The sequence below is a fragment of the Yoonia sp. genome (genome assembly GCF_036770585.1).
GTDB lineage: Bacteria > Pseudomonadota > Alphaproteobacteria > Rhodobacterales > Rhodobacteraceae > Yoonia.
The window spans coordinates 73,843-92,756 of sequence record NZ_DAIPIW010000002.1 but is presented as its reverse complement, the minus strand read 5'-3'; the positions used below and the strand labels follow the sequence as shown (position 1 = coordinate 92,756).

19 protein-coding genes and 1 pseudogene are annotated in these 18,914 nt (G+C 62.9%); 15 read left to right on the top strand and 5 right to left on the bottom strand.

Annotated elements, in window-relative coordinates; genetic code table 11:
• The first annotated feature begins 30 nt into the window (after positions 1–30).
• Together V7N12_RS00935 and V7N12_RS00930 are read left to right on the top strand one after the other, a co-directional pair.
• The gene (locus tag V7N12_RS00935; protein ID WP_333712006.1) at positions 31–1,053 is read left to right on the top strand and encodes an aspartate-semialdehyde dehydrogenase; all 1,023 of its coding nucleotides are present in this window, start codon (positions 31–33) and stop codon (positions 1,051–1,053) included.
• Positions 1,054–1,196: 143 nt separating this feature from the next.
• Positions 1,197–2,840 (top strand): DUF4139 domain-containing protein, encoded by a 1,644-nt coding sequence (locus tag V7N12_RS00930; RefSeq protein ID WP_333712005.1) that lies wholly within the window; start codon positions 1,197–1,199, stop codon positions 2,838–2,840.
• Between the two features lie 325 nt (positions 2,841–3,165).
• On the opposite strand, the gene V7N12_RS00925 is transcribed toward V7N12_RS00930, so the two are convergent.
• The gene (locus V7N12_RS00925) at positions 3,166–4,812 is read right to left on the bottom strand and encodes an electron transfer flavoprotein-ubiquinone oxidoreductase (protein ID WP_333712004.1); all 1,647 of its coding nucleotides are present in this window, start codon (positions 4,810–4,812) and stop codon (positions 3,166–3,168) included.
• Between the two features lie 201 nt (positions 4,813–5,013).
• On the opposite strand from V7N12_RS00925, the gene greA reads away from it, so the two are divergent.
• From greA to zapE, 10 genes are read left to right on the top strand one after another with little or no spacing between them, the layout of a single operon-like run.
• A complete protein-coding gene (gene greA, locus V7N12_RS00920) occupies positions 5,014–5,484 on the top strand; it encodes a transcription elongation factor GreA (RefSeq protein WP_333712003.1) in 471 nt (156 codons plus the stop codon).
• 15 nt (positions 5,485–5,499) lie between these two features.
• The gene (locus V7N12_RS00915) at positions 5,500–6,510 is read left to right on the top strand and encodes a hypothetical protein (RefSeq protein WP_333712002.1); all 1,011 of its coding nucleotides are present in this window, start codon (positions 5,500–5,502) and stop codon (positions 6,508–6,510) included.
• Between the two features lie 3 nt (positions 6,511–6,513).
• The gene (locus V7N12_RS00910) at positions 6,514–7,443 is read left to right on the top strand and encodes an AEC family transporter (RefSeq protein WP_333712001.1); all 930 of its coding nucleotides are present in this window, start codon (positions 6,514–6,516) and stop codon (positions 7,441–7,443) included.
• A 38-nt stretch (positions 7,444–7,481) separates the two neighbouring features.
• The gene (gene fghA / locus V7N12_RS00905) at positions 7,482–8,309 is read left to right on the top strand and encodes an S-formylglutathione hydrolase (protein ID WP_333712000.1); all 828 of its coding nucleotides are present in this window, start codon (positions 7,482–7,484) and stop codon (positions 8,307–8,309) included.
• Positions 8,306–8,752, top strand: a complete 447-nt coding sequence (locus V7N12_RS00900; RefSeq protein ID WP_333711999.1) for a YaiI/YqxD family protein — start codon at positions 8,306–8,308, stop codon at positions 8,750–8,752. The genes fghA and V7N12_RS00900 overlap by 4 nt, the downstream gene beginning before the upstream one ends.
• 5 nt (positions 8,753–8,757) lie before the next feature.
• Positions 8,758–9,702 carry a DMT family transporter gene (locus tag V7N12_RS00895; RefSeq protein WP_333711997.1) on the top strand — a complete coding sequence of 315 codons (945 nt, stop codon included), beginning with the start codon at positions 8,758–8,760 and terminating at the stop codon, positions 9,700–9,702.
• Positions 9,703–9,711: 9 nt separating this feature from the next.
• Positions 9,712–10,335, top strand: a complete 624-nt coding sequence (locus V7N12_RS00890; protein WP_333711995.1) for an HAD family hydrolase — start codon at positions 9,712–9,714, stop codon at positions 10,333–10,335.
• The gene (locus V7N12_RS00885) at positions 10,332–11,246 is read left to right on the top strand and encodes an ornithine cyclodeaminase family protein (RefSeq protein ID WP_333711993.1); all 915 of its coding nucleotides are present in this window, start codon (positions 10,332–10,334) and stop codon (positions 11,244–11,246) included. Before V7N12_RS00890 ends, V7N12_RS00885 begins: the two co-directional genes overlap by 4 nt.
• A gap of 35 nt (positions 11,247–11,281) precedes the next feature.
• Positions 11,282–12,211 carry an alpha/beta fold hydrolase gene (locus V7N12_RS00880; RefSeq protein WP_333711992.1) on the top strand — a complete coding sequence of 310 codons (930 nt, stop codon included), beginning with the start codon at positions 11,282–11,284 and terminating at the stop codon, positions 12,209–12,211.
• A 38-nt stretch (positions 12,212–12,249) separates the two neighbouring features.
• Positions 12,250–13,305: a cell division protein ZapE gene (gene zapE / locus V7N12_RS00875; RefSeq protein WP_333711990.1), complete on the top strand. Its 1,056-nt coding sequence runs from the start codon at positions 12,250–12,252 to the stop codon at positions 13,303–13,305.
• A gap of 170 nt (positions 13,306–13,475) precedes the next feature.
• Here the strand turns inward: zapE and V7N12_RS00870 are convergent.
• Both V7N12_RS00870 and V7N12_RS00865 read right to left on the bottom strand, forming a co-directional pair.
• Positions 13,476–14,335, bottom strand: a pseudogene (locus V7N12_RS00870) (bestrophin family protein).
• Between the two features lie 149 nt (positions 14,336–14,484).
• A complete protein-coding gene (locus V7N12_RS00865; protein ID WP_333711989.1) occupies positions 14,485–15,132 on the bottom strand; it encodes a carbonic anhydrase in 648 nt (215 codons plus the stop codon).
• A 112-nt stretch (positions 15,133–15,244) separates the two neighbouring features.
• On the opposite strand from V7N12_RS00865, the gene V7N12_RS00860 reads away from it, so the two are divergent.
• The 3 genes from V7N12_RS00860 to V7N12_RS00850 all read left to right on the top strand — a co-directional run bounded on the left by V7N12_RS00860 (position 15,245) and on the right by V7N12_RS00850 (position 17,949).
• Positions 15,245–15,667, top strand: coding sequence for an Hpt domain-containing protein (locus tag V7N12_RS00860; RefSeq protein WP_333711988.1), 423 nt, complete (start codon positions 15,245–15,247; stop codon positions 15,665–15,667).
• A gap of 87 nt (positions 15,668–15,754) precedes the next feature.
• On the top strand, positions 15,755–17,134 hold the full coding sequence (locus V7N12_RS00855) for a leucyl aminopeptidase family protein (protein ID WP_333712011.1): 1,380 nt from the start codon (positions 15,755–15,757) through the stop codon (positions 17,132–17,134).
• Positions 17,131–17,949 (top strand): C40 family peptidase, encoded by an 819-nt coding sequence (locus tag V7N12_RS00850; protein WP_333711987.1) that lies wholly within the window; start codon positions 17,131–17,133, stop codon positions 17,947–17,949. The genes V7N12_RS00855 and V7N12_RS00850 overlap by 4 nt, the downstream gene beginning before the upstream one ends.
• A 4-nt stretch (positions 17,950–17,953) precedes the next feature.
• On the opposite strand, the gene V7N12_RS00845 is transcribed toward V7N12_RS00850, so the two are convergent.
• Together V7N12_RS00845 and V7N12_RS00840 are read right to left on the bottom strand one after the other, a co-directional pair.
• Positions 17,954–18,436: a hypothetical protein gene (locus tag V7N12_RS00845; protein WP_333711986.1), complete on the bottom strand. Its 483-nt coding sequence runs from the start codon at positions 18,434–18,436 to the stop codon at positions 17,954–17,956.
• 96 nt (positions 18,437–18,532) lie between these two features.
• Positions 18,533–18,868, bottom strand: a complete 336-nt coding sequence (locus tag V7N12_RS00840; protein ID WP_333711985.1) for a DUF2794 domain-containing protein — start codon at positions 18,866–18,868, stop codon at positions 18,533–18,535.
• Positions 18,869–18,914: the final 46 nt, after the last annotated feature.

Below are 18,914 nucleotides of genomic sequence, written 5' to 3'. Positions count from 1 at the left end.
GGGGCGCGACCGCAACCAAGGAGTCGGCCAATGGGCTACAAAGTCGTCGTCGTCGGTGCCACGGGGAACGTGGGCCGCGAAATGCTGAATATCCTCGCCGAACGGGAATTCCCCGTGGACGAGATCGTTGCACTCGCCAGCCGGAAGTCGCTGGGCACCGAAGTCAGCTTTGGCGAGAAGACCCTGACCACCAAGGACCTCGACACCTTCGATTTCACCGGCTGGGACATGGCGCTGTTCGCCGTCGGGTCCGAGGCCACCAAGGTCTATGCCCCCAAGGCCGCCGCGGCGGGCTGCGTGGTGATCGACAACTCGTCGCTCTATCGTTACGACCCCGCGATCCCGCTGATCGTGCCCGAGGTGAACCCGGGCGCGGTGCATGACTACAAGAACAAGAACATCATCGCGAACCCCAACTGCTCGACCGCGCAGATGGTGGTGGCGCTGAAGCCCCTGCACGACCGCGCGCGGATCAAGCGCGTCGTCGTCAGCACTTACCAGTCCGTGTCCGGTGCCGGCAAGGAAGGCATTGACGAGCTGTGGGACCAGACGAAAAGCATCTACAACCCCACCGACGACAAACCCGCCAAGAAGTTCACCAAGCAGATCGCCTTCAACGTCATTCCCCATATCGACGTCTTCATGGAAGACGGCTCGACCAAGGAAGAATGGAAGATGGTCGCCGAGACGAAAAAGATCGTGGACCCGTCGATCAAGGTAACCGCGACCTGCGTGCGTGTGCCGGTCTTCGTGGGCCATTCCGAGGCGATCAACATCGAGTTTGCAGATTTCCTCGACGAGGACGAGGCCCGCGACATCCTGCGCGAGGCCCCCGGCGTCATGGTCATCGACAAGCGCGAGGACGGCGGCTACGTCACGCCGATCGAATGTGTGGGCGACTTTGCGACCTTCATCAGCCGCATCCGTCAGGACAGCACCATCGAGAACGGGCTGAACCTGTGGTGTGTGTCCGACAACCTGCGCAAGGGGGCTGCGCTGAACGCGGTGCAGATCGCCGAACTCTTGGGCCGCGAGTGTCTGAAAAAGGGCTGATGCCCCCCCGCGCATGATCTTCAAAAGGCGTTCCGCAGGGGGCGCCTTTTTTGGTCTGCCAAGGATTTTCACCGCCCCCGCCAAGGATTGCCGCATCACGGGCGTCTTAATCACAGACCAACCCATTTTCTGGAGACACACCGATGTTCCGCACTCTGACGATGACAAGCGCCATCGCCCTTGCCGCGCCCGCCTTTGCCGACACCTTCACCGCCCAGCCCCGCGTCGATGCGGTGACGATCTATCCCGGCCTTGCCGCTGTGACGCGCCAGGTCACGCTTGCGGTGCCTGCGGGGCGCCATGACATCATCGTGCCCGACCTTCCTGCGGGCCTCTCTGCCCAGGGGATGCGCCTTGCCGCGCCCGAAGGTGCGCAACTGGGGGCGGTGAACCTCGCCTATGACCGTCTGCCGGTCACGCCCGACCTGTCGGCCCCTCGGATCGTGGCCGCGCGAGACGAGATCGAACGCCTCGAAGGCGTGCTGCGCGACAGTGCCGCGCGCATCGCCGAAATCCGCCTGCGGGCCGAGGCCGCCGAGGCGCAGATCGCCTTCCTGCAGTCACTGGCCGAGGGGCAGGCCGCGACGCTTCCACCTGTGGCGGACCTGATGGCCCTGTCACAGATGCTTGGCGCGGAAGTGCTGGCCGCCAAACAGACAGCCTTTGCCGCCGAGCAAGAGGCGCAGGCCGCAGACCGCGCCCGCCGCGACGATCTGGAAGCCTTGGCGGAAGCCAAGCAGGCCCTCGCGGCCCTGACTGCGCCGGACACCAGCGGGGCGGTGCTGACATTCACGCTGGCCGCCGAGACCGCAGGCGAGGTGACCATCGACATCACGACGCTGGAAGGCTTTGCCGACTGGCGTCCCACTTACGAAATGCGCCTGACAACAGGGGATGCGCCGGTGCTGGATATCGACCGCGCGGTGGTGATCAGCCAGTCCAGCGGGCAGGACTGGACCAATGTGCACCTGACGCTTTCGACCGCGCGCCCGGGTGAACAGACCGGGCCAAGTGACGTCTGGGCGCCGCTGCGCCGGATCGTGCCGGAAGACGAGATCGCCCGCCCCGCCCCGATGCCCTTGGCCGAAGGGCTGATGCCGCAGGCCCGCGTCCTGGCCGATACTGCGATGGAACTCGCCGCTGCCCCGCTTGTGGCCGAGGCCGATTTTTCAGGTGCGACCGTCACTTACGTCTATCCCACCCGCGTCGATATCCGCGACGGGGTCGAGGACCTGCAACTGCCCCTCGACCGGTTGCGCTTTGCCGCCGAAGTCTGGGCCGAGGCGGTGCCCAGCCGTGACAGCATCGCCTACCGCATGGCGGAATTCACCAATACCACGGACGAGCTTTTGTTGCCCGGGCAGGCGCTGATCTATGCCGATGGCACAATGTTGGGTTTCGGCCATCTGCCGATACTGGCGGCAGGCGCGGATACCGAAATGGGGTTTGGCCCGCTGGATGGTCTGCGCCTGACGCGGACGATGCCGAACCGGATGGAAGGTGACCGGGGCGTTTTCACCACGACCAACCAACTGACCGAGACCGCCGTGATCACCGTCGAAAACCTCACCGGTCAGGACTGGGATCTGCTGGTGCGCGATGTGGCGCCTTATTCCGAACAGCAGGATCTGAAGGTCGATGTGACCGCCCGACCCGCCGCCACCCGCCGCGATCCCGAGGGGCAGCGCGGTGTGCTGGAATGGGACTTGCGCCTGCCTGCCGGTCAGGAAGAGGTGATCACGCTCGACTATACGCTGTCGTGGCCCGAGGGGTATGTCTTGCGCTGACGGCGGGGGGTAGCGCCCCCTTCGCGCCTGTCGCCATAAGCCACATAATTTTGCGCGACTGCTGAAACTTTTTCCCTGTCCTTCGCGTGGTTTCGTCAGTGTCACAAGTGAGGAGGAGTTCAATGGTAACGCGTTTGTTGTATCTGGTCGGTATTCTGCCTGATCCTCAGGTTGTCCCCCACAGTGAGTCCGACCCATCCCCACTTGTGACACGCGACGAGCTTGTCCGCCTTTTCCATGACGAGCTATCGTCCTGAGGTCTTGCCGTCACCAGCGGACCGGATCGGCGTCAAAAGGGCCCCTGCAGGGGCCCTTTTTTTGTGGTTTACATGTTGGGGTAGTTCGGCCCGTCGCCGCCCTGCGGGACTGTCCAGTTGATGTTCTGGTTTGGGTCCTTGATGTCGCAGGTCTTGCAATGCACGCAGTTCTGGAAATTGATCTGGAACTTCGTGTCATCACCTGTTCCGACGAATTCATAGACGCCTGCCGGACAGTAGCGCGCGGCGGGGCCTGCGTATTTCGGCAGGTTTTCGTTCACCGGCTCGGAGGGGTCGCGCAATTGCAGGTGGGCCGGCTGGCTTTCCTCGTGGTTGGTGAAGCTGAAGCTGACATTGGTCAGGCGGTCGAAAGACAGCACGCCATCGGGCTTGGGATAGTGGATTTCCTTGTGCTTGCTGGCGGCTTCGGTGGCGGCCGCATCGGTCTTGCCGTGGCTCAGCGTGCCCAGCACCCCGATCCCGAATGTGTTCATCCACATGTCCGCGCCGCCGATCCCGAGCGAGGCCAGCAGCCCGTATTTCGACCAGAGCGGCTTGACGTTGCGCACTTTCGACAGGTCGCGGCCGATCTCGCCCTTGCGCACGGCGTCATCGTAGCCGTCCAGCATATCGCCACTGCGGCCTTCGCCGATCGCCTTGGCGGCAGCCTCTGCGGCGGCGATGCCCGACAGCATCGCGTTGTGATTGCCCTTGATGCGCGGCACGTTGACCATGCCTGCCGCACAACCCAAAAGCGCACCGCCCGGGAATTCAAGCTGCGGCAGCGACTGAAAGCCGCCTTCGGAAATCGCGCGCGCGCCGTAAGCCACCCGCTTGCCGCCCTTCAGCAGGTCGGCCACCATCGGGTGATGCTTGAAGCGCTGGAATTCCATGTAGGGGAAAAGGTGCGGGTTCTTGTAGTTCAGGTGCACGACGAAGCCGACGTAGACCTGATTGTTGTCCAGATGATAGATGAACGATCCGCCGCCCGCGTTGCCTTCCAGCGGCCAGCCCATGGTGTGGGTGACGGTGCCTTCCTTGTGCTTTGCGGGGTCGATCTCCCAGATCTCTTTCATGCCCAGCCCGTATTTCTGGACGTCGGAACGGGAATCGAGGCTGTATTTCGCGATCACCTGCTTGGACAGCGACCCGCGCACGCCTTCCGAGAGGAAGACATATTTGCCGTGCAGTTCCATCCCGGGCTCGTAGGAGGGGCCGGGGGTGCCGTCGGGGTTCTTGCCGAATTCACCGGCGACGACGCCTTTGACCTCGCCGTTGTCGCCATAGACCAGTTCGGAACAGGACATGCCGGGGAAAATCTCGACGCCCATACCCTCGGCCTGTTCGGCCATCCAGCGGCAGACATTGCCCATCGAGACGATGTAGTTGCCGTGGTTGTTCATCAGCGGCGGCATCATGATGTTGGGGATGCGCAGCTGGCCGGCCTCGCCCAGCATGTAGAAGTTGTCTTCCTTCACCGGCACGTTCAGCGGCGCGCCCTTTTCCTTCCAGTCGGGGATCAGCTTGTTCAGGCCGACGGGATCGAGCACCGCACCCGACAGGATATGCGCCCCCACTTCCGAGCCCTTTTCCAGCACGACCACGTTCAGGTCCGCATCGAGTTGCTTGAGACGGATCGCCGCCGACAGACCCGCAGGCCCCGCGCCGACAATCACGACATCATATTCCATTGCTTCCCGTTCAATCTCGGCCATGGGCAATCCCTTCGCTTTTCGGGCCACTGGCCCTTTCAATCGGTCAGCGCAAGCGTTACCTCATGGCAAAGACGGGGACAATCAGGACACGGCGTCAAATCTGCCAAGCGCGACAACATGCGCGCGAAAGCCTTGACTTTGGGCGTTCTGCCTCGCGTAAGATCGACCGATTGATATGAAAATCCCCTAAAGGGCACGACGATGGACAAGATACCTTTGACCCGCGCCGGCTTCGACAAGCTGGAGGCCGAACTCAAGCACCTCAAGTCGGTGGAGCGTCCGGCCATCATCCGCGCCATTTCCGAAGCGCGTGAACACGGCGATCTGTCCGAAAACGCCGAATACCATTCCGCCAAGGAAAAGCAGTCCTTCATCGAGGGGCGGGTGAAGGAACTTGAAAGCGTGATTTCGCTGGCCGATGTGATCGATCCGACCAAGCTGTCCGGCCCTGTCAAGTTCGGCGCGACGGTCGCAGTCGTCGATGAGGATACCGACGAGGAAAAGACCTATCAGATCGTCGGCGAATACGAGGCCGACATCGAGGCGGGCAAGCTGAACATGAAATCGCCGCTGTCGCGTGCCTTGATCGGCAAGGAAGAAGGCGACAGTGTCGAAGTGCGCACGCCCGGCGGTGTCCGCACCTACGAGATCCTTTCGATCAGTTACAAGTAGAAAGCGCGTGTTCTCATGGCGCAACACCCGACCCCTCAGGGCTCTGCCCGCGCCGACGGCCTGACACGGGGCGAGTGGATCGCCTTTGTCATCTGCATCGTCTGGATGCTGGTGGGGGCGCTTTATTTCTGGCAGTTGCCACCAGCCGAGGCCGTCGCGGGCCAGACCGACAGCTTGCGGTGGGTGCTGGTCTTGGTGGCCCTGTTCATGCCGGTCGGGCTTGTCTGGGTCGCGGTGGGTGCGGCGCGTGCCGCGCGGATCATGCAGGCGGAAACCTTCCGGATGCAGACCGCCCTTGACGATCTGCGCCAGTTGCAGCTTGCTCAGGCGGCCCTGCTGAAAGAGCCGCCCGCGCCTGCCGCGCCGCCGCAAGCCAAGACCGCGCCGCCGGAACCGGACCTTCCCGCGCAGACCAGCACGCAGACCAGCACGCAGACGCCCGGTTTCCATTCGCGCCGCGAGGTGTCGCGCCTGATCACGCCGCGCGCCGCGCCGCAGATGCCCGCTGACCAGCCCGCCCTTGCCTTCGGCACCCAGACCGAGGACCTCGCCCCGCCGCTGGCGCGTCCGGACCTGATCCGCGCGCTGCATTTCCCCGATGACGAGAACGACACCGAAGGCTTTGCCGCCCTGCGCCGCGCCTTGCGCAACCGCGACGCGCGCAAGCTGGTGCAGGCCAGTCAGGATGTGCTGACCCTGCTGTCGCATGATGGGATCTATACCGACGACATGCGTCCGACGTCCGCGCCTGCCGATGTCTGGCGCCGCTTTGCCAAGGGCGAGCGGGGCAGGAGCATCGACCGGTTGGGCGCCGTCCGGGACGAGGCCTACCTGCGCAAGACAGCCTCGCGGATGCGCGAGGATACGATCTTTCGCGATGCGGTGCACCACTTCCTGCGCCGCTTCGACGAGATGCTGGTGACCTTCGAAGAGAATGCCACCGACACCGACCTGCTGGCCCTTGGCGAAACCCGCACCGCCCGCGCCTTCATGCTGCTGGCGCGGACCTCGGGGACGTTCGACTAGGTCATGTGGGACATCTTTCTGCAAACGCTGCCGTTCTTCATGCTGATTGCGCTGGGCTACGGGTCGGGCCGCACCGGCTTCTTTTCGCCCGAGGCGACGGCCTATTTGACGAAATTCGTCTTCTACTTCGCGCTTTCGGCGATGCTGTTCCGGTTTTCTGCGAACCTGTCGCTGGAAGACATTCTCGACTGGCCCTTCGTGCTGGCCTACCTCTGCGCTTCGGGCGTGGTCTATATCCTCGCCACGATCGTTGCCTTGCGGCGTGGCCTGCCCGTCACCGAAGCGGCGGTCGAGGCGCAATGCGCGGTGATCGGCAACGTGGGGTTTCTTGGTATCCCGATGCTTGCCCTGCTTCTGGGCGAGGCGGCGGTCGGGCCGGTGCTGATGGTGCTGGCGGTCGATCTGATCGTCTTCGGCAGCCTGATCGTGATCCTGATCACTGGCGCCCGCGACGGTCGCATGTCACCGCGCGTTCTGTGGACCGTCACTGTCGGTCTGGCCAAGAACCCGATGATCGTCTCGATCACGCTGGGATTGCTCGTCTCGGCCTATGCCGTGCCGATCCCGCGTCCGGTGAACGACTTTCTGACGCTGCTGGGGGCTGCGGCCACGCCGGGGGCGCTGTTTGCCATCGGGGCCTCGCTGGCGACGAAATCGGCCGAGCGAGTGGCCGTCGCGGGCTGGCTGTCGTTCAACAAGCTGGTGCTGCATCCCGCCGCCGTCGCCATCGCGGCCCTTTTGCTTTTCGATATCGATCCTTACGCCGCTGGCGTGATGATCGCCGCGGCCGCCCTGCCGGTCGCGGGCAATGTCTATATCCTTGCACAGCATTACGGGGTGGCGCCGCAGCGGGTCTCGGCCTCGATCCTGATTTCGACGGCTTTCAGTGTGGTGACGGTCTCGCTGGTCATTGCGTGGGTGACAAGCTTCTGACGCCGGGGTAGCCCTTGGGAAAAGCGGAGGGCTGCCAGATGAAAACCATATCCGAAAACCGCGCCTTCGGGGGCAAGCAAGGGGTCTATTCCCATCCATCCGAGGTCTGCCGCTGCGAGATGACCTTTGGCTTGTTCCTGCCCGCCGAGGCCGCAGACGGACCGGTGCCGGTGCTGTGGTATCTGTCGGGTCTCACCTGCACCCATGAGAACGCGATGACCAAGGCGGGCGCGCAACAATGGGCGGCCGAGCAGGGGATCGCGCTGATTTTCCCCGACACCTCGCCGCGTGGTGCGGATGTGCCCGACGACAGCGCCTATGACCTTGGCCATGGCGCTGGTTTCTACATCGACGCCACCGAGGCGCCGTGGTCGACGCATTTTCACATGTGGTCCTATGTGGCAAAGGAGCTGCCCGCGCTGGTGGCCGAACACTTTCCGCTGGATATGGACCGGCAGGCGATCACCGGCCACTCGATGGGCGGCCATGGCGCGCTGACGATGGGGATGGCGCTGAAGGGGCGATTCCGCTCGGTCAGTGCCTTTGCGCCGATCTGTCATCCCACGGGCAGCGACTGGGGCCGCAAGCAGTTCGCGGCCTATTGGGGGGACGAGGCGAACTGGGGCCCGCATGATGCGACCCTGCTGATGCAAGGCGTCGGTTTTGACGGGCCGATCCTGATCGACACCGGCACGGATGATCAGTTCGGGGACCTTCTGGGGACCGAGCATCTGGCAAAGGCGATGGCAGAGGCGCGGCAGGAAGGGCAGATCAGGCTGCAAAAGGGCTATGACCATTCCTACTTTTTCGTCTCGACCTTCATGGAAGATCACGTGGCCTTCCATGCCGAGGCTCTCTACCGGTGATCTATGTCGATGCCGATGCCTGCCCGGTGAAGGCCGAGGTGGAACGTGTCGGCACGCGGCACAAGCTGCGGATGTTCGTGGTCTCGAACGGCGGGCTGCGGCCCTCGCCCAATCCGCTTGTCGAAACGGTGGTGGTGCCTGACGGGCCTGACGTGGCCGATATGTGGATCGCGGATCGCGCAGGCCCGGGCGACGTGGTGGTGACGGGGGATATCCCGCTGGCCGCGCGCTGCATCGAAAACGGTGCGCTGGTGATCAAACACAACGGCGAGGCGCTGACGCAGGCCAATATCGGCAACGTTCTTGCGACCCGCGACCTGATGGCGGATATGCGCGCCGCCGATCCCTTCCGGCAGGGCGGGGGCAAGCCGTTTTCCAAGGCCGACCGCGCGCGGTTTCTGGATGGTCTGGAACGCGCCGTGCGGCAGGCGGCGAAGGCGTGAGGCAGATGTCGCCTGCTGCGCTGGGTGCGCTTTGTGCGACCATTGCGGTCGTCTTCTCTTCCATCAACGATGTGGCGATCAAGTTCCTGAGCGGCGGATACGCGCTGCATCAGGTCGTGCTGATCCGGTCAGTCATCGGGGTCATCATCATCGTCTGCCTTATCGCGCCCTTCACCGCCGGTTGGGATATCGCACGGACGAGGAAACTGCCCTTACACATGCTGCGGGGGCTTTGCGTGGTTCTTGCCAACATGACGTTCTTTCTGGGGCTGGCGGCGATGCCCTTGGCGGATGCGGTCGCGATCTTGTTCATCAGCCCGATTGTCATCACCCTCGCCTCGGTCCTGTTTCTGGGCGAGACAGTCGGCCCGCGCCGCTGGGCGGCTATTCTTGTGGGCTTTCTCGGCGTGGTCGTCATGATGCGCCCCGGCACGCAGGCGTTTCAGGTGGCCTCGGTCTTGCCGCTGGCGGCGGCGTTCTTTTATGCGGCGATCCATGTGCTGACCCGCAAGATGGGCGGGACCGAAAATGCCGCGACGATGGCTTTCTACATCCAGATCATGTTCATCATCGTGTCGCTGGTCTTCTTTGTCGCCGTCGGGGACGGGCGCTTTGGGGACAACCCCGATCCCTCGCTGGCTTTCCTGCTTCGGGAATGGGCGTGGCCCGATCCGGCGGATTATCCGGTGTTTCTGGTGATCGGCATCGGGATCGCCGTTGCAGGCTGGCTGATCAGTCAGGCCTACCGCGTCACCGAAGCCTCGCATGTCGCCCCGTTCGAGTATCTGGCCCTGCCGATGTCGGTTGGCTGGGGCATCGCGATTTTCGCCGAATTCCCCGACGCCCTGGATTACGTCGGCATGGCGTTGATCCTTGGCGCCGGTCTCTTCATGATCTGGCGCGACGGGCGGGCGAAACGCGCCCTGTTGCGCCGCCCGTTGCGCAGGTAAGGAGGTCCAATGACAGAGATCAAGGCGGTCGTCTTCGACATCGGAAACGTGCTGATCGAATGGCAGCCCGAGCGGTTCTTCGACAGCGTGATCGGCGCGGACCGCCGCCGCGCGATGTTCGCCACCATCGACCTGCACGGGATGAACGACCGCGTGGATCGCGGCGAGACCTTCTACGATGTGATCGTCGAGACCGCCGCGCGCTATCCTGACTGGCACGACGAGGTGATGATCTGGCACGACCGCTGGATCGAGATGGCAGCCCCCGAAATCCCGCATTCCGTCCGCCTGCTGCGGGCACTGCGGGCCAAGGGTGTGCCCGTCTTTGCGCTGACCAACTTCGGCATCCAGACGTTCGAGATCGCAGAACCCGTCTATCCCTTCCTGACGGAATTCGATCGCCGCTATGTTTCGGGCCACATGGGTGTGATCAAACCCGAACCGACAATCTACGAAATGGTCGAAGCGGATTGCGGATTGCCGCCCGAGAGCTTGCTTTTCGCCGATGACCGGATCGACAATCTGCACGCGGCCGCTGCGCGCGGCTGGCGGACACATCTGTTCGACGGACCGCAAGGCTGGGCCGACCGCTTGGTGACCGAAGGGCTTTTGACAAAAGGAGAGGCGCAATGACCGTGATGATCCCGTTCGAGGAAGGTCAGAAGGCGCTGGACTGGCTGGCCCTGACCGATGCATTGGCTGACGGTCACAAGGGGCCAAGGGCCGAGGTCGCGGATGTCCTGCTTTACGAAGGCGAGAATACACTTCTGAACCGCTCGGCGTGGATCGCGGGGCTGGGGCTGGCCGTCAAATGCGCGACGATCTTTCCGGGCAACAAGGCGCAGGGAAAGCCTGCCATCGGCGGGGCGGTCAACCTCTTTTCCGGGCAGGACGGTGCCTTGGAGGCGATCCTCGATTTCCATCTGGTGACCAAGTGGAAGACGGCAGGGGACAGCCTGCTTGCCGCCCGCCGTCTGGCGAGGCCCGACAGCCGGAATATCCTGATCGTCGGCGCGGGCACGGTCGGCCTCTCCCTGCGCGAGGCTTATGGTGCCGCCTTTCCCGACGCCCGGTTCACGGTCTGGAACCGGACCCGCGCCGCGGCAGAGGCCCTGCAGGCGGCCTTCCCCGACATGGCGATTGCCGATGATCTGGAGACCGCTGTGCGGGCTGCGGATATCGTCACCTGCGCCACGATGACCACCGAGCCGATCCTGCAAGGCGCGTGGTTTCAGCCCGGGCAGCACATCGACCTGATCGGCGCCTATCGTCCCGACATGCGCGAGGCCGATGATCAGGCGCTGCAACGTGCGCGTGTGTTCGTGGACAGCCGCGAAACAACGATCCATCACATCGGAGAGCTGATGATCCCGATTGCCGCGGGTGCGTTCTCGGTCGACGCGGTGGTGGCGGATTTCTATGATCTGCCGGATTTCAAGCGCCATACTAAGGACGAAATTACCCTCTTTAAGAATGGCGGCGGTGCGCATCTCGATCTGATGACAAGCCGTTATATACTGGATGCCTGGCAGCAAACCGGCTAGGAGCCGTGCAATTGTTTTGAACGGGTCATTGTGTGATGTGGTATTTCTTGTGGCTTGCCGTTCTTATACTCGGTGTCATCGCGCTCTGGCCATTTTCGATGGAGCGACGCCGCAATCCCATTGGCGTCGATGAACGCCACGGCGCCGAGGGTCAATTCGCAAACCTGTCGCAAGGGGTGACCCACTATCGCTGGGTCGGGTCCACACGTGGTCCCGTGGCGGTTGTGATCCATGGTCTGACCACCCCCATGGAAGGGATGGAGGTCGTGGCCGAGGGGCTGGGCGCGCTGGGCTACCGTGTGCTGATGTACGACCTCTATGGGCGGGGCCTGTCCGATGCACCACCGGGCCGCCAGAACAGGGCCTTCTTTTCGCGGCAGTTGACGGACCTTCTGGCCTATCATGGCCTGTTGCAGGACGAGCTGACGCTGGCAGGCTACTCGATGGGGGGTGCCATCGCCGTCGCCTATGCCACCGAGAACCCCTTTCTGGTCAAACGTGTGATCCTCTTTGCGCCGGGCGGCATTGTTCTGAACACCTCGCGGTTCAGCCGGTTCTGCACGCGGGTGCTGGTCTTGGGGGATTGGTGGCATGCGCTTGTTGCCCATGGCCGGTTTCGTCGCGACATCCACGACCGCGGTCAGACCCCGCAGATCGACAAGGTCTTTCGGGCCCAGCGGCGTCAGTTGAACCGCCGCGGCTTCCTGCCGGCGGTGCTGTCCAGCAGGCGCGGGATGCTGTCCGAAATCCAGAAGGCCGAACATGTGCAGCTTGGCAAGAAGGGCATTCCGGTCGTGGCGATCTGGGCCGAGGCGGATGCCGTCATTCCCCTGTCCGCCATTGGAAGGCTGGCCGAATGGAACCGCTGGGCGCGGCACGAGGTGGTGGAACAGGCAAGCCACGCGATGCCCTTCACCCACGGCGCAGAGGCGATCGAGGCCCTGCGGACCGCGCTGCGCGACTAGGCTTTCCATTCCCCCTTGCTGCGGGGTATTTCCCTGTCATGACCACCGTTCAACAAGCCTATCAGTCCGCTGTCGACGCGGGCCACTTGCGTCCCGATGATGCGCAACTCGCGGTGCTGCCAAAGCTGGAGCATATCCGCACGGGCCTGCTGGTGCCGGTGAAGAAGGGCCTGTTCCGCAAGGCCGCCGCGCCGATCAAGGGCCTTTACATGTGGGGCGGGGTCGGTCGCGGGAAATCCATGCTGATGGACCTGTTGTATGAACTGGTCGCGGTGCCCAAGCAGCGCCGTCATTTCCACGCTTTCATGCAATGGGTCCACGCCGAACTGGACGCCGCCCGCAAGACCGGCGTGCAGGATGCGCTGGCCCCTGTCGCCGCGAAACTGGCGGGCGAGGTCCGGTTTCTCGCCTTTGACGAGATGCAGATCACCGATATCACCGATGCGATGCTGGTGGGGCGGTTGTTCGAGGCGCTCTTTGCGGCAGGTGTCACCGTTGTCACCACCTCGAACCGCCCGCCGGATGATCTCTACAAGGATGGGCTGAACCGCCAGCTTTTCCTGCCCTTCATCGCGCTGATCAAGGAAAGGATGGTGGTGCATGAACTTGCCAGCCCGACCGACTACCGGCAGGACCGGCTAGCGGGGGCGCAAAGCTATTTCGTGCCGAACGATGCCACCGCAAGGGCGGCGATTGCCGATATCTGGGATCACCTGAGCAACGGCAAATCCGCGCCGCTGGTGATGCGCGTCAAGGGCCGTGTGGTGGAACTGCCGGATTTTCACAACGGGGTGGCGCGGGCGAATTTCTTTGATCTCTGCGGCAAGCCGCTGGGGCCTGCGGATTATCTTGCGCTGGCCGAAGCGGTGCGGGTGCTGATCCTGGAGGATATACCGCGCCTCTCGCGCCACAACTTCAACGAGGCCAAGCGGTTCGTGACGCTGGTGGATGCGCTTTACGAGGCCAAGGTGCAGTTGATTGCGTCCGCGGCAGCGGAACCGGAGATGCTCTATGTCGAAGGAACGGGGACGTTCGAATTCGAGCGGACGGCGAGTAGGTTGCGCGAGATGCAGTCGGCAGAGTGGGGCGGGTAGGCGCGATTGGGGATCGTGGCAAGCGGCTCTGTTCGGCCAGTTTTGCCTGTCCGGCCTCAGACCTGACCAGACAGTGTTTCAAGGCAATCCGATAGCGCACAAGACCTGCCCGTCCTGGTCGTCTCGGGCTTGATACCGGAGTGGCCGGTCCTTGACAGACCCCGGGAAGATCACGTCAGGACATTGTTTTCAGGAACCATCGCCTTGGGCGCCGGGCGACCAAGCGCTTCACACACCGAAATCTCGATCAATCGGCACATGGCGTCGAGCGGCAATCCGTTGCTGACATTGCGAAAGGGATGCTCAAGCTCGTTGGTTACCGACTGCAGGCCAAAGAAAACATAGGCAACGACCGCTGCGAACAAGGGGGCAAACCCGCCCGTTGTGTCGATCAGCGCGAAAGGCAGCAACAAGCAATAGAGATATGTCGTCCGCCTGATGAGCAAAGAGTAGACAAACGGAAGCGGGGTTGAGGCAATGCGTTCGCACCCTGCCTGTGCAAGCGCGATAGATGAAAGTGTTTGCGAGATGGCCAGTTGTCCAAATCCACTGATCGCATTCTGTCCCGAAAGCTTGCCAATCTGATCAGCAATCGCCCTGAGTGCCGCATCTGTCGGGTTCTGTTGCGCAAGCATCGCCTTCGTTTTGTCTTTGCCAACCCAACCGACGATGTCTTCGCTGACATCAACATCTCGCAAGAACCCCCGATGGAGATGAGCAACAGCGACTGCATGGCAAAGCATATGCGAACGGTCTGCATCCCCTGTCACGAAGATGCTCGATTGTTTGGCAAGATTGCGGACATCCGCGATCAGTCCCCCCACAACTTGCGGGCCTCCCACCAACGATCATACGCCGCATTGTTTCTGAACCCCAGAAACAGGGACAGGGCAACGCCGAAGATACCCATTGCCGCAATCGAGATCCGGGGAAGCGGGACGAGATGCCGGTCAACCAGCAGGACAGCGACAGACAAAAGCCCGATCCCAATAATCTTGCCAATAATTTTTGGCACGATGGAACCCTGCATGACGAAAAACAATTGCAGAGCGGAAGGTTGGTCCCGGACGATCATGCCGTTTTGCCCTTTGGTTCGGTTTCGCTTAAGAAGGCCGGGGTCCAGCTTGTCTGCCAAGCATTGGCGGATGGGATTGGGAAAGCGGCTTTACGCGACGCCCCCTACAACGGCCGGAACGCATCCGCCTTCGGATCATACCCCTCCAGCACGCCTTCGCCGATGTCGTTCCACAATCCGTGAAGTGACAACCGCTCGGCCTCGACCGCCGTCTTGATGAACGGAAACGTCATCAGGTTTTCCAGCGAGATCACCACGGATCGCTTTTCCAGCGCGCGTTTGCGCTCTTCATCCGTGCCGTCTTCCAGCGTTGCGAAGCCTGGGCGCAGGATGTCCATCCAGCGGCCCACGAAGCTTGATGCCTCTTCCAGCTCCGGCGCGTGGCCTGAACACATGTTGTAGCATCCCTCGACCCCGCCGCAGCCCGAATGCCCCAGCACGATCAGATGCGCGACCTTGAGCCCCGTGACGGCATATTCCACCGCCGCAGAGGTCCCGTGGTGGTGCCCGTCGGGATTGAACGGCGGGACCAGGTTGGCGATATTGCGGTGGATGAAGAACTCGCCCTGATCGGCCCCGAAGATCGAGGTGACGTGCACGCGGCTGTCACAGCAAGAGATCACCATGGACCGCGGCTGCTGCCCCGCCTCGGCCAGTCGGTGATACCAGCCGGAATTCTCGGCGTAGACCGTCGCCTTCCAGCCCTTGTAGCGGTTGATCAGGTAGGACGGCAGGGGGCGGGCATGGTGCATGGGTAGGTCTTTCGGGCTTTGGCCCTGCTTAATCGGCATTCGATGAATATTCGAGAGGGTTTTTCCCAGCCCGTCAACCTTCTGGGAACCTTGCGCGCCCTATAACCCGCCCATGAGCAATGTGACCCACCTTTCCGATCCCATGACCCGCTTGCCGGTGCCCTCCGGCGTGGCGATGCTGCGGTGTAGCGCGCCACCGGCTTTCGATCCCGAACCGGTGCAGCGGATCTACGCCCGCCTGCCCGCGCAGGAGGCAGAGGATTTGATCTGCCGGTTTCTCGAGGATATCGCGTTGCGGCTGGACTACCTTCAACAGGGGCTGGCGCAACAGAACCTGCCGGAAATGGCGCGGCCGGCGCGGCGCGTGGCGCTGGCGGCCAGACAGCTTGGCCTGCTGGAGGTGGCTGACAGCGCTGGCCACGTGCAGAACTGTCTGGGCCTCAACGATGGGGTCGCACTCGAAGCGGTGATGGCGCGGCTGGAACGCGCGTTCGACGTCGCGGTGAACGAGATCTGGAACCTGCGCGTGAAGTAGGCGGGGCGGGTATCACTTCCTCTTGCGGCGGTGATGGGGGGCGCTAGGGTAGGGCGGTATGCAGACCTTCCAATGACCGGACTTTCCATGCCTCTTTGCTTTGCCGATGCCGATAGTGATGCCATTCCGATCGATGTCATCACCCCTGACGGCTTGGCCGCAGCGCTTGATCGCCTGACCCCGACAGAGCGGCGGTGGGTCGAATCCCAGCATTTCACCGGCGCATTGGGGCAGCATGTGCTGCTGGGCAAGGCCGACGGCGGGCTTGGGCGTGTGCTTGCGGGCTTCGGCACGCCCAAGGCCCGTGCGCGTGGGCGGTTCCTGATTGCCGGACTGGCCGCAAAACTGCCCAAGGGCACCTATCGGATCGCCAGCGGTCTGACGGGCGAGGCGCTGTCCGAGGCGGCACTGGCCTGGCTACTGGCGGGCTACAGATACAGCCGCTATTCCGGTCCGGCGCCGGACATGCCCGCCCTTGTCGCACCCGAAGGCATTGACGCCGACCGGATCGAGGTGATCGCCAATGGCGAGGCCCTGACCCGAGAGCTGATCAATACCCCGGCATCGGACATGGGTCCGGCCGAACTGGAAGAGGCGATGCGCGCCTTGGCCAATGCCCATGATGCCAACCTCGATGTGATCATCGGCGACGATCTGATCCCCGCGAATTTCCCGATGATCCATGCGGTCGGCCGCGCCTCGACCCGTGCGCCGCGGCTGTTGGACATGCGCTGGGGGACCGAAGGGCCTCAGCTGACACTGGTCGGCAAGGGGGTGTGTTTTGACACCGGCGGGCTGAACCTGAAACCGGGCAACTCGATGGGCATGATGAAAAAGGATATGGGCGGTGCCGCGACGGTGCTGGGCCTTGCCCATATGATCATGGCGCTTGAGATGCCCTTGCGCCTGCGGGTGCTGATACCGGCCGTCGAAAACAGTATCGCGGGCAATGCGTTCCGGCCGCAGGACATCCTGACCTCGCGCAAGGGGCTGACGGTCGAGATCAACAATACGGATGCCGAAGGGCGGCTGGTGCTGGCGGATGCGCTGACGCTGTCGGATGATGACAAGCCCAATCTGGTGATCAGCATGGCCACCCTGACAGGGGCTGCGCGGGTGGCGGTGGGCCCCGATCTTGCACCGTTTTTCACCGACAACGATGACCACGCGGCGGCGCTGGCGGTGGCTGCGGCCAAGGTTGCGGATCCCGTCTGGCGGCTGCCGTTCCACGAACCCTATGAGGACCTGATCGAACCGGGGATCGCGGATCTCGACAATGCGCCATCGGGCGGCATGGCGGGCAGCATTACCGCGGCACTCTTCCTGCGGCGCTTTGTGGAAAGCCCCTACATCCATTTCGATATTTACGGCTGGCAACCAAGTGCGAAGCCCGCCCGCCCCAAAGGGGGTGTCGGCATGGGGGCACGGGCTGTGCTGGAGGCGCTGCCGAAGTTGCTGAACCTTTGATGGACCGACGGCTGACACCCGCCAATGGCCGTGTTGCGGCGCTGCATCTGGCGGGGTCGGTCGTGGCGGACCGCTATCTTGAAGGGTGGCTGATGTCGGTGGCGGTGCCGGTCGCGGACTTGCATGGGGCGCCGGACGGCGCACGAGACCGCCAGCTTTTGCTGGGCGCTGCCGTGACGGTCTTCGAAGACCGCGACGGCTGGTCCTTCGTGCAGGCGGCGGATGGCTATGTAGGCTATTTGCGGTCCGATCTTATGTGGCCTGCGGCGGATCCGACGCATTTCGTGGCGACCACGGCGACCCATGCCTATGAGGCCGAGGATTTCAAATCGCGTGATTTGCTGCATCTGCCATTCGGCTGTCGTGTGACCGCAACGGCAGAGCGCAGGAAGTTTCTAGAAACTTCCTATGGGTTCATCCCTAAGAAACACTTAAGGCCGCTGGATCGCCCCATGGCTGATCCTGTGACCGTCGCGCAACTGCATTTCGGCGTGCCCTACCTCTGGGGCGGAAATTCGACCTTGGGGATCGATTGTTCGGGATTGGTCTCGGCGGGTTTGCGCGCTTGTGGGATCGACTGCCCTGCCGACAGCGATATGCAGCGTGACGGATTGGGCCTGCCCTTTGAAGGTCCATACCGGCGCGGTGACCTGATCTTCTGGCAGGGGCATGTGGGGATGATGGTGGATGCCGAGACCCTGATCCATGCCAACGCCCACCACATGGCGGTCGCCTACGAGCCGATCGAAACCGCGCTGACCCGGATCGAGGTTCAGGGCGGCGGTGCCATTCTCGCCCAACGGCGGCTTGCCTGACAGCCTAGTGCAAACGGTTCGCGAAGTGGTGCGTGGCCCGAGCGGCGGATCCGTCTTCCGCAAGCAATCCCTGCCGCAGAGAAAGCCCGATCTGGATCGCCAGACTGGTGACGATCGGCGAGACATCCGCGCGGACCATCATCAGCACCATGAACATGACGTTCTCGCGCTCGCCTTCCGCGCCTAGCGCGATCATTGCGGCAAAGCCTGCCTCGTCGCTGTCGGCAATCGGATCGTCCAAAGGTCTGATCTGCAAGGGACGGTGCGCAAATCGGTCGAACAGCGACAGAAGGTCGGCCCACAGATGCGCGATGCGTGCCCCGCGCCCCGGTCCCATCAGTGACCAAAGCCGGTCGGGTATCGCGCGATCGATGCCGTCTTCACCCGCGAACTGCCGCAGGATGTGGATTGCCGCTTGCTGCAATGGCGGCAGAGACGCGATCTTGACGGCGCAGTGGTCCGTGTAGGGGCGAAGCGTTGCATTCATGTGCGTGCCTCAAAGGGGTGCGGAACGATTGATCAGACGACAGCAGACCGCAAACACTGCGGAAGTCAATCTGACAAATTTACTCAGGTAATCGTGCTAGTCCACGGGGCGGATCAGTTTCCGCTCCAGCACATGCAGCACCTGCCGCAGATCGTTGCCGCGTTTGAGGATCTGGCCGTCCATCCCGATCACCGCGTATTGCCCTTGCCGCAACCGCAGCTTCGGCCGCTTTTCGATCCGGTAGAGCGGGTTTTCAGCCGTGCGGCGGAAGACTTCGAACACGGCGACATCCCGAAGCAGAGACATGCCATAATCGCGCCATTCGCCCGCGGCGACCATCCGACCGTAAAGACCGAGAATCACATTCAATTCCTGGCGGTCAAAGGCGATCTGTTGCGGCGCATGAAACTGCGATGGCATTTGCACTGTCATACGCAAGAGTTGCGCCGGACCCCTGCAAAATCAAGCCCAAAGCGCT